This is a genomic window from Enterococcus sp. 4G2_DIV0659, from assembly GCF_002140715.2.
GTDB classification, from domain to species: domain Bacteria; phylum Bacillota; class Bacilli; order Lactobacillales; family Enterococcaceae; genus Enterococcus_L; species Enterococcus_L mansonii.
On the sequence record NZ_NGLE02000001.1, the window covers coordinates 990771 to 1003597 of the forward strand.

Here is a 12827-nt window from a genome sequence, read left to right on the forward strand (position 1 = left end):
TATTTTTTTCCATTCTACTTGGATATCATTTATCTCTTTTTATGGTCTCCTCCTAGCGTTCATGAACATCTCCTGTATTAATCACAGGCTGAGTCCCTTTATCTGTTATGATCGATACTAAAAGATTATTGATCAATTGTACTTTACGATCATCTGTAAAGTTAATCTCTTGCCCATTTTCTATTTGTTCTAGCGCCATCTGTGTCATAGAGACAGCACCTTCAACTATCGTTTGACGAGCTGATAGGATTGCTTTTGCTTGTTGTCTTTGTAACATTGCGCTGGCAATTTCAGTGGCATAGGCTAGATGATTTAACCGTGTCTCTATGACTTCAACCCCTGCGACAGATAAGCGTTCTTGTAATTCTTTGGCCATTTCTTCTGAAACTTCAGTTGTATTTCCACGTAATGTTACGTCATCGTCATTAAATGTATCGTATGGGTACTGGGTCGCAATATGACGAATCGCTGTCTCGCTTTGGATCTCAATAAACTCTTGGTAGCGATCAACATCGAACAGAGCTTTGGCCGTATCAACTACTTTAAACACCACAACAGCGGAAATCTCAACAGGGTTTCCATCCGAATCATTCACTTTTAGTAGCGAGCTATTAAAGTTGCGCACTTTTAATGATACATTTATTTTTTGAGTTAATGGTGTTGTTATAAATAGGCCGTTTTCTTTAATAGTGCCTAAATATTGTCCAAAAAACAAGATTGCTTTGGCTTGATTTGGGCTAACAATGGTCAAGGAACTTAAAAATAAAGCGGAAATCATCCACAAAATCAAACTAAGCGTAATCATTCCAAAACGTTCATCAGTCATGCCTAAATAAAAACAATACCCACCAATAATAATTAAAATGACCAACACGACTAAAGCAATATATCCATTGACGTGAAATGTTTTTTATCTTTCATGATACTCTCCTACTTTCTTTGCTAGATTGATATCCTCATATTACTCTTCTTTATTCTTTCTATCAACGATTAGAGTGGGCAATAAAGTTGCTTTATTTTCCAATCACCATTATACTTACTTTTAGTAAGTGAAAAATCAAAATAATTTCAATTTGGAGGATTTAACATATGGATACACAAATTCGCGGCATTCATCACGTAACAGCAATCACATCAAGTGCAAAGAAAATCTATCGTCTCTTTACAGATGTTTTAGGATTGCGCTTAATAAAAAAAACAGTTAATCAAGATGACATTGAAACCTATCATCTTTATTTTACTGATGATCTTGGCTCTGCTGGCACAGATATGACCTTTTTTGATTTTCCAGGAATTCCAAAAGGTACTAAAGGAACAAATGCCATTTCTCGTACATCATTTCGTGTTAAAAACGATGCTTCTTTAACTTATTGGATCAATCGTTTTAATGAAAAGAATATTGAACATGGTGAAATACAAGAACGGTTTGGGAAAAAATATGTGGCATTCGAAGACTTTGATAATCAACGCTACCAATTGATTTCAGATGAAAATAATCACGGTGTTTCTGCTGGTGTCCCTTGGAAAAAAACAGACGTTCCAGCTGAACATGCTTTGATTGGATTAGGTCCTGTTTTTGTCACTGTTTCAGATTTTGAACATATGCAACGTGTGTTAGTTGAGGTTTTAGGATTTAAACTAGTGGATGCACAGGGAAGTTTTCATTTATTTGAAGTTGGCGAAGGCGGTAATGGTGGTAGTATTATTGTTGAGCATCGTGACGATCTTCCAGTAGCACAAGAAGGTTTTGGAAATGTGCATCACTTAGCACTTCGTGTTGATGATCAAGAAGCATTACGCTTTTGGATTAATAAAATCAGCCAACTTCAATTTCCTCATTCCGGTTTTGTGGAACGTTTTTACTTTGAATCTGAGTATTTCAGAGCAGCCCCACATATTTTATTTGAGTTAGCAACTGATGGTCCTGGTTTCTTAGAAGATGAAACATATGAAGCAGCAGGTGAAAAACTATCTTTACCACCGTTTTTAGAAGAAAAGAGAAAAGAAATCGAAGAATTTGTTCGACCTTTTGATACTTCTGATGCTAATAAGATGCGTGGATAACAAAGAATTGGAGAAGCCAAATGTTACATTATTCAGCAAAATCTCTATCCCAAAAACAAGCGTATAAGTTTTTATCCGGCAGTATTATTCCTCGTCCAATCGCATGGGTAACAACGTTAAATGCAGATAACAAGACAGTAAATGCGGCACCATTCAGTTTTTTCAATGCTGCCGCATCTGACATTCCGTTAGCAACCTTATCTATTCTAAGGCGAAACGGGCAGATAAAAGATACTGCTAAAAATATCATTGAACGCAATGAGTTAGTCATCCACTTAGTCGATGATCAAGTCGTTGAATCAATGAATCAGACCGCAGCATCACTCCCTTTTGGTCAAAGCGAAATCACGCTAAACCAAATAGAAACAGTTACTAGCAAAACGGTTTCAGTTCCTGCAATCAAAAAAGCCCCCATTCGTATGGAGGCCCGTTTACATCAATATGTTCCAATTAAAAATCATGATGGTCATATTATTACTGACTTATTTATTGTAGAAGTCACCGACTTTTATTTTGATGAAACTGTTTTTGATCGAGAGCATGAATATATTTTGCCTGAAAAGTTCAACCCAATTGCACGCTTAGCGGGAAATACTTATGCCCATATCGATACATTATTTGATGTAAATAGACCAGATTGAATAAAAAACTGGGACTGAATGCGTTTAGACCCAAGAAATAAGAATACATTCACGAAAATTGTTCTTCAAATTTTTGTGAATGTATTCTTATTTCCGAAAGGGTTGCTTCTGCTCCTGCTGTTTGTCCATTTTATAGGAGTGTAAGGTATACCTTTTAGAGCTAACTTTATATACAATAATTTCGTTCCACTAAGTCATTCTAGGAAACTTCTCGTCCATGAATCTCTTTGCTAATTCCACATAATGCTGAGCATTTTCCTTGTTCTTGCGTATTTCTTCTCTTGTTAGCGGACGAATTACTTTAGCCGGACGTCCAAATGCTAATACATTAGACGGAATCTCCGTCCCCTCAGTAATTAATGATCCTGCCCCAATTAAGCTATTTTTCCCGATTTTCGCGTGGTTTAAAATAGTGGAATTCATTCCTATCAATGCACCATCTTCTATAGTACAACCATGTAGCATACAAAGATGTCCCACGGTTACATTTTCACCAATAAAAACGGGTGCTTCTTCATCAACATGAATCACCGTTCCATCTTGAATATTACTTCCTGCATTAATCGTAATTGAATTATTATCCGCTCTTAATACGCATTGAAACCATACACTGCTATCTTTAGCAAGTGTCACATCTCCATAAACATCCGCACTCGCTGCAATAAAGTTTTCTTTCGTCATACAGTTCACCTCTTTTACTACATTTAGTATATCAGATCTATAGAAAAAAGAACCCAAAACAAAACCTGCGTTTTGCTTTGAGCTCTAAAGTAAGATCAAATACTATGGCCTCAGCATTTAATCATAATCGCCATCTTCGGCAAATTGGCTGTTATATAATTTTTCATAAAAGCCACCTTGTTCTAATAGCTCATTATGTGTTCCTTTTTCAATGATTTCTCCTTGGTTCATTACAAGAATTAAGTCCGCTTCACGAATCGTTGACAATCGATGAGCAATCACAAAACTTGTGCGCCCCTCCATCACACGATCCATCGCTTTTTGAATCAACGCCTCTAAACGAGTATCTACAGAACTTGTTGCTTCATCTAAGATCAAAATACGCGGATCAGAAATCACCGCTCTAGCAATTGTTAACAATTGTTTTTGCCCCAAGGAAACATTGTCTCCTTCAGAATTGATTTCCATCTCATAACCATCTGGCATCGTACGGATAAAATGGTCAACATTGGCTGTCTTCGCTGCATCAACAATTTCATAATCTGTTGCATCTAATTTCCCAAAACGGATGTTATCTGCAATTGTTCCTTCGTATAGCCAAGCATCTTGTAAAACCATACCAAAGACTGAACGCACATCACTTCGATCCATTTTTTTCGTATCAATACCGTCAATTTTGATGGCACCTTCAGTTACATCATAAAAGCGCATCAGCAAGTTGATTAAGGTTGTTTTCCCCGCACCAGTCGGTCCAACGATAGCAACGGTTTGTCCCGCTTCCACCTTAAAGTTCAAATTTTTAATTAAAGGCTTCGCAGGATCGTAGCTAAAGCGAACATTTTCAAACTGAACAGAACCATGAATGGTTTCTGGTAAGGCGATATCAGATTGATTGACTTCTTCTTCTGGTTCATCCAAGATTTCAAAAACCCTTGTCGTTGCAGCAGAAGCACTTTGTAAAGCTGCCGACAATTGGGTAATATTCCCCATCGGCTGACTGATTTGCCAAATATATTGAATGAATGCTTGCAACTGCCCAACCACAATTACACCTGTAATCACATAATAACTACCTAAAACGGCCATTCCAATATACGCACCATACGCAGTCATTTGTACAAGTGGTAACATCAAACCAGAGATAAACGCTGCTTTAAACCCAAAGCTATTGAGGTTATGATTTACATTTTTAAATCCTTCTAATGTTTCTTTTTCTCGTCCATAGAGTTTTAACACGCTAAAACCAGTCATGTTTTCTTGGACGTATCCATTTAAATCACCAAGAGCATTTTGCATGCCTTGGAAATACTTTTGAGAGATTCCAACAATTGTTTTTGAAATTAACAACGATAGCGGAATCATCACAATCGAAATCAACGCCATCAACCAGTTGATATAAAACATCATTACAACAGCCATGACAATTCCAAGAATCGCCGAAACGATATTGATGAAACTTTGTTGCATCGCGTTACTAACAGCGTCAACATCATTCGTCACACGAGACAAGATATTTCCTTGCTGATTTTTATCAAAATAAGAAACTGGTAAACGATTGATTTTTTCATCAATATCTCGACGTAAATCGCGCATAGAATGCTGAACAACAGTCGCCATCAAAAATCCTGATAGAAATTGAGCACCGCAATAGCCTAGGCCAACAAGTAATATCCAGATCAAACATTTGATAATATAGGCGTAATTCAATCCATCTCCTGCTGCGACATTATTACTAATTTCAGTAATCGGTAAACCTGAAACATAGGGCAATGCTGCATTAAAGGCTACAGTCAAAATCGTAAAAATAATGACCAAAATAAATGTTCCTTTGTATGGACTGATATATCTACTTAAGCGTCGAATAGAAGAGAGGGCTTTTTTCATGCTAATTCCTCCTCTGACAATTGAGAAGCAGCAATATCATAATAGATAGGGCAATTCTCAAGTAATTCACGATGGGTTCCAATACCAACAACATTTCCTTCGTTCAAAACAATAATTTTATCTGCATGCATAATAGTTCCAACTCGTTGAGCTACGATCAAAACCGTTGATTCTGTCGTTTCTTTTTTCAATCGTGCTCTTAATTTAGCATCCGTTTGATAATCTAATGCAGAAAAACTATCATCAAAAATATACACTTCTGGGCGGCGAATTACAGCTCTAGCAATTGCCAAACGTTGCTTTTGACCACCTGAAAAGTTCGTTCCACCTTCTGAAAGAAGTTCATCGTAGCCATCTGGTTTTTGTGAGATGAATTCTGAAGCTTGAGCAATATCTGCTGCCATCTCCATTTCTTCCATCGTAGCGTCTTCCTTACCGTAGCGAAGATTGTCCGCAATCGTCCCTGTAAACAATAATGCCTTTTGTGGAATATAGCCGATTTTGTTGCGTAATGCGCTTAATTTGTATTCCTGAACATTGACCCCATCTAGTAAAACTTCACCTTCTGACACATCATAAAAGCGAGGGATTAATTGAATCAATGTTGATTTCCCACTTCCTGTGCTTCCAATAAATGCTACCGTTTCTCCCGGTGAAGCTTTAAAACTAACATTACGGATAACTGGGCTTTCAGAATGTCCTGGGTAAGCAAATGTTACATTTTTAAACTCTAAATATCCTTTTGTTTGTGTCTCTGTTATGCCGGCTTCATTTTCACGAATCACAGGTTCCATATCAAAAGCTTCTTGAATCCGTCGAGCTGATACTGCGGCACGAGGATACATCATAAAGACACTAGCAAATAACATGAAAGAAAACAGGGCGTGAAATATATATTCGATAAAGGCAATCAAATCACCTACGAGTAAACTTCCCTGATCAATTTGAAGGGCACCATTCCAAATAATCAGCACCATCACTATATTAAATAGAAAGAAAAATCCTGGTTGTGCTGCTGCCATCAGACGAAAAAGGCTTTTAGAACTTTTCGTATAGTCTTCATTTACTTTACTAAAACGACTTTCTTCGAACTTTTCGTTTACAAAAGCTCTGATTACTCTTAGACCAGAAAGATTTTCTCTTAAAATCCCGTTGATCCCATCTAGATTTTTTTGTTGCTTATTCGATAATGGTTCTGAAATTTTAGCTATCAATATGACTGCCACTAATAAAAATGGTAATGCTCCTAGAACAAACCAGCCCAACGAAGGACTCGTCCGCATAACCATGAATAAACTGACAAAAAACATCATTGGTGTCATAAACCCGATTCGTAAAATATTTCCCATGAACAACATGATTTGATATGCATCATTTGTTGTTCTGGTAATCAATGAAGAAACACCAATTGTTTCATATTCACGATGAGAAAAAGTCTGTACCTTTTCAAATAAATCATCTCGAATATCTCGTACAATATTCGTTGTCATACGCGCGCCAAAATACCCCAACATAATATTCATCACTACGCCAATGACTGTGATCACAATCATTAACAATCCTTGCTGTTTTACATACTCATAGTCGTTGTTTTTAATCCCAACATCGATCATTCGTGCTAGAATCGTAGGTAATCCAAGCTCTATTAAAATAAACCCGAAAACACAAATGAAATCTAAAAGCAATAATTTCTTATATCTCATTGTGTAACGCCACATCAATTTCAATCAATCATCTCCTATTCTACTTTTTAATCCAGTGCTTTCACTATAGCACAAAAACAAGGGTCAGGTAAATTATATTTAGATGAACCCGCCACTCTTTTTACCTTAAAAATAAGCTGTACCAGTTTATTATGGTATAATGAAGTTTACTTTATTTTTTTATAGAATAAATGAAAGCGATGGGATTATATTGATGAAAAAAATACTTTATATAGCTCTAGGTTGTCTCACATTTGGCTTGGGAACGTTAGGCATTTTTCTACCTATATTGCCAACAGCAATTTTCTATATTTTAACTGCTTTTTTTTGGATGCGCAGCTCTGACTATTTGTACACAAAATTTACGAGCTCTGTCTATTATCAAAAATATATTAAAGAATCGATTGTCGAAAATAAAATCACTCCTCTCGGGCGTGTAAAACTATTTTCAACATTACTTATTGTCTTTGCTATTCCTTGCTTGATCGTGCGTAATCCATTTATGACAGCTACTTTAGCTACCGTCTATTTAATACACTTCATCGGTCTAAATTGGTATTTCAACAAAAAGAAACAGACCTCTTCGCAAAAGCCGACTGAATAATAAACGATTCTTTAAAGTCCTAAGTCTGTTTCTATACTTATTCATTATTTTATGATAAAATACGGGTAATTGTTGTACAACACAACGGACGGTTGAAAGAAAGTAAGATTTCCTTAAAACAAGTAAAGTGAAGCAAAGTCGAGGCTTCATTTCATCATCAACAGCTGTTTTTGATGACAATTGTTTTTCAGGTGGGCAACCACCTCATTTTGTTGTGTTCAAAATTACAGTAAGAAATTATTGAAAATAAATAACCAACTGCATTGGCAGATAAAGGAGAAAAGACTATGATTTATAAAGTTTACTACCAAGAAACAAAAACAAGAAACCCAAAAAGAGAAGATACAAAATCGCTTTATGTTGAAGCTGAAAACGATGTAATCGTTCGCCAACAAGTAGAAGAAAATACCCCATACAATATTGAATATATTCAAGCACTTGATGAAAATCATCTTGCTTACGAGCAAGAACATGCGGAATTCTCTTTAACGGAGTTTTAAATATGAAAGTAAACATAAAAAACAACGAAACTGGCGTTTTTGCGATAGGCGGTTTGGGCGAGATCGGGAAAAATACTTATGGGGTTCAATTTCAAGATGAAATCATCATCATTGATGCTGGAATCAAATTTCCAGAAGATGATTTGCTTGGGATTGACTATGTTATTCCAGATTACAGCTATATCGTTCAAAATCTGCATAAAGTCAAAGCGCTAATTATCACTCATGGACATGAAGATCATATTGGTGGTGTCCCTTACTTATTGCGTCAAGCAAATATCCCTATTTATGCAGGACCATTAGCGCTAGCTTTGATCACAAACAAGTTAGATGAACATGGATTATTACGTGATGCAACACTTCATGAAATCAATGAAGATACCGTTATTCGTTTCCGTAAAACAGCGATCAGTTTCTTTAGAACGACTCATAGTATTCCAGATGCTTTAGGTGTTGTTGTCAAAACACCTTCTGGTAATATTGTTGCTACAGGAGATTTCAAGTTTGACTTTACGCCAGTGGGTGAACCGGCAAACTTGCACCGTATGGCAAAATTAGGTGAAGAAGGCGTGCTATGTTTGCTTTCTGATAGTACTAATGCTGAAATTCCAACATTTACAAAATCGGAAAAAACAATCGGCTCTTCTATATTGAAGATTTTTGAAAAAATTGATGGGCGAATCATCTTTGCTAGTTTCGCTTCAAATATTTTCCGTCTACAACAAGCAGCAGATGCAGCTGTTAAGACAGGACGTAAGATTGCTGTATTTGGACGTAGTATGGAAAATGCCATCGTCAATGGTGAGCAACTTGGCTATATTAATGTTCCTAAAGGGACATTCGTAGATGCAGCAGAGTTAAATCAATTGCCTGCAAACGAGACAATGATTTTATGTACTGGTTCTCAAGGTGAACCCATGGCTGCTTTAAGCCGAATCGCAAACGGGACACACCGCCAAATTTCTATTCAGCCTGGCGATACAGTTATTTTTTCAAGTTCTCCAATTCCAGGAAACACAACAAGTGTTAATCGTTTAATCAATCTGCTTTCAGAAGCAGGCGCTGAGGTTATTCATGGCAAAATCAACAATATTCATACATCTGGACATGGCGGACAAGAAGAACAAAAATTAATGTTACGCTTAATGAAACCTAAATATTTCGTACCTGTCCATGGTGAATTTAGAATGTTGAAAATTCACGCATCACTTGCACATGACGTTGGTGTTCCTAATGAAAATAGTTTTATTATGGAAAATGGCGATGTCTTAGCTTTAACAGCAGATAGTGCTCGTATGGCTGGACACTTTAATGCCAATGACGTCTATGTTGATGGGAATGGTGTCGGGGATATCGGTAATGTAGTCTTGCGAGACCGTAGAATTCTTTCAGAAGAAGGATTGGTTCTTGCTGTTGCTACAGTCGATATTAAAAATAAAGAAATTTTAGCTGGTCCAGATATTTTATCTCGTGGTTTTGTTTACATGAGAGAATCTGGAGAAATGATTCATGAAGGACAACGCTTGCTGTTTAATGCTATCCGTGAAGCTTTACGAGATGAAAATTGTACAGAAGCTAAATTATGTGATGCGATTTCCGCTGCATTACAGCCCTTCTTGTTTGAAAAAACAGAACGTCATCCAATGATTTTACCGATGATTATGACTTCGTGAGTTTGAATACAGTGTTGCAACAGCAGGAATTGTGAGATTCTTGTTGTTGCTTTTTTATTTTTCGTGTATATCCAAAAATTTCATCAACTCTTTAGCAGCTAAAAAACTACCTTCGATTGGTTGTAGCTGTTGTTGTAATTTCTTTGCTTGTTGCTCAAATAGTTGATTACTCAAAAGTTCTTGCAACTTTTTTTTAAATAATCGTTGATCAGTTAATTTATGCTTTTTAATCTGAATTGCACTGCCATATTCCACGCAACAACTAATATTATATTCCTGCTCTTTTTGCAAACCAACCCCAATGAATGGTTTGCCTGATAAGCAAGCAGTTTGAATGGTTCCTTCCCCACCATGCAAAACACAGGCAGTTACTTTTTCTTGAACTTCTTTGGCTGGTAACCAATCATAAATGTGAACATTTCTTGGAAGCTGATTCATCTGTTCTTCTGTTAAATAGTTTTTCATCGGACTGATTACTTCAACTGGCAACTCATCAAAATTTTGTAATAACTCAAAAATCAGTTGACGATTCCCAGAACTTCCCATGCTGCAATAAATAAGCGGTTTTGTGGCCTTTTCCAGCAATTGTTGTAAGGAAAATGGGACTTCTTCTTTTAATTTTGCAAAAATAGGACCTACATATACACTATTATTTGGTAAATCAGGATTTTTTGTTAATAATTCTGGTGTGGTGATGCAATTTAAGTCACCAGACATAGCATCGATTGTATAGGTGAATTGATCTTCTATTCCCAATTCTTTTATAAGTCTTTTTATATCTTTTGGCAGCCATTTTAAGTTTAAAATGAGGTATTTTACTATTTTTTTTAGGTAGCGATTTGAATTTTTCATAAACTCTGGGCCTTCTATATGGGCTCTACTATATGCGTAGGGTTTAACATACATTAGTGGAACTTTTTTTACACGAGCACTTAGTAATAAGCTGATTGTGGAACCGATGATTATCCCATCTGGATGAAGTTCTTCGATCAGCTGAAGTTCATTGTTGACTCTCATCTTTAACCTATCATATGTAAAAGGGATTTTATATGTCTTCAACTGGTCAAATTTCATAATATTTCTAATATCAGCATCGGTTAAATGGGGTGTTAAAAACCTAAATTCAAATCCTTCTTTTTCAATGAAAGAAGCAAATTCCCGACTATATCCCATGAAAATACAATTCGCTTGAGATTGGCATTTTTTAGCTACCTCAATCATTCTAGTTGTCTCTGCTAAATTAAAGGTTTCTGGGGCAAATAGTAATGTTCTCATCGACTAATTTCTCCATTTTTTACGATTAGATCGTAGATTTTTTCAATGTAAGAATCAATTTCACTTTCCTCTTCACGAGTGAAATCCTTTATTTCTGGAACCTGCTCAAATAATGCTAGCATTTGCTCATAATAGTTTATTTTATCTTGAAAAAATTTTTTCTTTTTTTCTATTAATAACTCTGTTCTTTCTCTACATCCAGCCGTAGTATTTGTGTCCATAACTTTTAAAATTGTCTGAATTTCTTCCAGATTAAATTCTCCATATTTCATAACTAATATATATTTAACTATTCTAAGATCGACCTCTTGATACATTCTATAACCATTACTTTCCCTACTTGGATTTACTAAATTGACTTTATCATAATATCTTAGCGTTGATTTTGGAACATTCAGAATTTCCGCGACCTCTTTTACTGTTTTTCCCATTTTTTTCCTCCAGCTTCTTTTCTAGAACTATAACATGAAACTTTACTTTAATGTCAATAGCTAAAAAAACAGCTAACAGGCATAATAAGCATGCCTGCTAGCTGTTCATCTCTTGTTTATTAAAATTTTATGCCGTCTTATTCACAACTAATACATTTGCCTTAGCATGATTTACAACATAAGAGGTTGTTGAACCAACTAATAAACGCTCAAAGCTATTTAACCCCGTTCTCCCCATCACAATTAGATCGATCGGTTCTTTTGATTCTGTAAAATCAGCGATCAATGACTTGGCGTAACCATACATAACATACGTTACTACATTGTCTAATCCACCAGCATGGGCTTCATCTTTTCTTCTTTTCATTTCAGCTTCTTCTCTTGTTCGTAATTCTTCCATCACACTTCCCATTGAGATGGTCAATTCACCATAATAATTGGCTGTTTCCTCAATTACATAAAGGATATGCAAGGTAGCATCATTTCTTTTTGCGATCTTGACAGCTTCTTGATACGCTTTTTCTGCTTTATCAGAACCATCAACTGCAACTAAAATATTTTTATACGATTCTCCCACGATAAAAACCCCCTTCTTTGCTACTTCGATTGTACTACAAAAAAGGGCTTTCATCAAAAATACTGCTGTTTAAAAAAATCTTCTTTACACTTTTTCAAAAGCATGTTATAGTAACCATGGAATTTCGTTATCAAATATCGTTGCCTTTCATATGAATCAAGAAAGGAGAATCACTATGACATTTGGTAATAACGTATTAAAATACCGTGTAGCACTTGATACAAAGAAAAATTTGTTTATGGCTATCGATGCAAATAACCAAGCAAATATCGCTTATGGTATCACGATTACACAAGCAGTAAAAGAATTGAAAAAATCTATTTAAGGAGTTAGCAACCTAAATGAGCGATTCAAGTTCTAATACGATTTAAAGGCATCTGGTGAATGATAAATCACGGATGCCTTTTTTGTTGTCTACATGTTTTACTCCAAATATTTTGTTTTAAACGATTTATTTCACTAGTAGGTGGTTCCATTCTTTTCGCTTGCCTAATACTGTTCAATATCTGCTCTGCATAGCAATCACAATGCTTCGCAGCAAAAAAAAACATCCGACACAATTGTCAGATGTTTTTGAATGGATGAATTAGTTTTTTTCTACGTTTACTGCTTGAGGTCCACGATCTGAATCTTCAACATCGAAGCTTACTGATTGACCTTCTTCTAAAGTTTTGAATCCGTCTCCTTGGATAGCTGAAAAGTGTACGAATACGTCACTTCCGTCTTCACGAGAGATAAATCCGAAGCCTTTTTCTGCGTTAAACCATTTTACTGTTCCTTGTTCCATTCCTTGT

The 12827-nt window shown here is 35.9% G+C and carries 14 protein-coding genes; 6 read left to right on the forward strand and 8 right to left on the reverse strand.

The genetic code is table 11. The annotated features are described in order from the left end of the window. Window positions 1-52: 52 nt before the first annotated feature. Window positions 53-874, reverse strand: a complete 822-nt coding sequence (locus A5880_RS04690; RefSeq protein WP_336576989.1) for an SPFH domain-containing protein — start codon at window positions 872-874, stop codon at window positions 53-55. Window positions 875-1089: 215 nt separating this feature from the next. On the opposite strand from A5880_RS04690, the gene A5880_RS04695 reads away from it, so the two are divergent. Further along, window positions 1090-2064, forward strand: coding sequence for a ring-cleaving dioxygenase (locus tag A5880_RS04695; RefSeq protein ID WP_086331363.1), 975 nt, complete (start codon window positions 1090-1092; stop codon window positions 2062-2064). A 20-nt stretch (window positions 2065-2084) separates the two neighbouring features. Beyond that, window positions 2085-2705, forward strand: a complete 621-nt coding sequence (locus A5880_RS04700; protein ID WP_086331362.1) for a flavin reductase family protein — start codon at window positions 2085-2087, stop codon at window positions 2703-2705. Window positions 2706-2894: 189 nt separating this feature from the next. Here the strand turns inward: A5880_RS04700 and A5880_RS04705 are convergent, their stop codons facing one another. The 3 genes from A5880_RS04705 to A5880_RS04715 all read right to left on the reverse strand — a co-directional run bounded on the left by A5880_RS04705 (window position 2895) and on the right by A5880_RS04715 (window position 6997). Continuing rightward, window positions 2895-3386 carry a gamma carbonic anhydrase family protein gene (locus A5880_RS04705; RefSeq protein ID WP_086331361.1) on the reverse strand — a complete coding sequence of 164 codons (492 nt, stop codon included), beginning with the start codon at window positions 3384-3386 and terminating at the stop codon, window positions 2895-2897. Between the two features lie 117 nt (window positions 3387-3503). Continuing rightward, a complete protein-coding gene (efrB, locus tag A5880_RS04710; protein ID WP_086331360.1) occupies window positions 3504-5270 on the reverse strand; it encodes a multidrug efflux ABC transporter subunit EfrB in 1767 nt (588 codons plus the stop codon). After that, window positions 5267-6997: an ABC transporter ATP-binding protein gene (locus tag A5880_RS04715; protein ID WP_086331359.1), complete on the reverse strand. Its 1731-nt coding sequence runs from the start codon at window positions 6995-6997 to the stop codon at window positions 5267-5269. The genes efrB and A5880_RS04715 overlap by 4 nt, the downstream gene beginning before the upstream one ends. Before the next feature lie 190 nt (window positions 6998-7187). On the opposite strand from A5880_RS04715, the gene A5880_RS04720 reads away from it, so the two are divergent. The 3 genes from A5880_RS04720 to rnjA all read left to right on the forward strand — a co-directional run bounded on the left by A5880_RS04720 (window position 7188) and on the right by rnjA (window position 9750). Continuing rightward, complete coding sequence (locus A5880_RS04720) at window positions 7188-7577, forward strand: YbaN family protein (RefSeq protein WP_086331358.1); 390 nt, start codon at window positions 7188-7190, stop codon at window positions 7575-7577. A 287-nt stretch (window positions 7578-7864) separates the two neighbouring features. Next, entirely contained in the window at window positions 7865-8077 is a 213-nt protein-coding gene (locus A5880_RS04725) for a DNA-directed RNA polymerase subunit epsilon (RefSeq protein WP_086331357.1), read from the forward strand. Between the two features lie 2 nt (window positions 8078-8079). Then, the gene (gene rnjA / locus A5880_RS04730) at window positions 8080-9750 is read left to right on the forward strand and encodes a ribonuclease J1 (protein ID WP_086331356.1); all 1671 of its coding nucleotides are present in this window, start codon (window positions 8080-8082) and stop codon (window positions 9748-9750) included. Between the two features lie 54 nt (window positions 9751-9804). Here rnjA and A5880_RS04735 read toward each other — a convergent pair whose 3' ends face one another. From A5880_RS04735 to A5880_RS04745, 3 genes are all read right to left on the reverse strand, one after another. After that, window positions 9805-11025, reverse strand: coding sequence for a glycosyltransferase (locus A5880_RS04735; protein ID WP_086331355.1), 1221 nt, complete (start codon window positions 11023-11025; stop codon window positions 9805-9807). Next, the gene (locus A5880_RS04740) at window positions 11022-11456 is read right to left on the reverse strand and encodes a MerR family transcriptional regulator (RefSeq protein WP_086331354.1); all 435 of its coding nucleotides are present in this window, start codon (window positions 11454-11456) and stop codon (window positions 11022-11024) included. Before A5880_RS04740 ends, A5880_RS04735 begins: the two co-directional genes overlap by 4 nt. A 127-nt stretch (window positions 11457-11583) precedes the next feature. After that, entirely contained in the window at window positions 11584-12033 is a 450-nt protein-coding gene (locus tag A5880_RS04745; RefSeq protein WP_086331353.1) for a universal stress protein, read from the reverse strand. A 175-nt stretch (window positions 12034-12208) separates the two neighbouring features. On the opposite strand from A5880_RS04745, the gene A5880_RS04750 reads away from it, so the two are divergent. Then, the gene (locus A5880_RS04750) at window positions 12209-12358 is read left to right on the forward strand and encodes a hypothetical protein (RefSeq protein ID WP_086331352.1); all 150 of its coding nucleotides are present in this window, start codon (window positions 12209-12211) and stop codon (window positions 12356-12358) included. Window positions 12359-12619: 261 nt separating this feature from the next. On the opposite strand, the gene A5880_RS04755 is transcribed toward A5880_RS04750, so the two are convergent. Beyond that, window positions 12620-12820, reverse strand: a complete 201-nt coding sequence (locus A5880_RS04755; protein WP_069636133.1) for a cold-shock protein — start codon at window positions 12818-12820, stop codon at window positions 12620-12622. Window positions 12821-12827 lie beyond the last annotated feature (7 nt).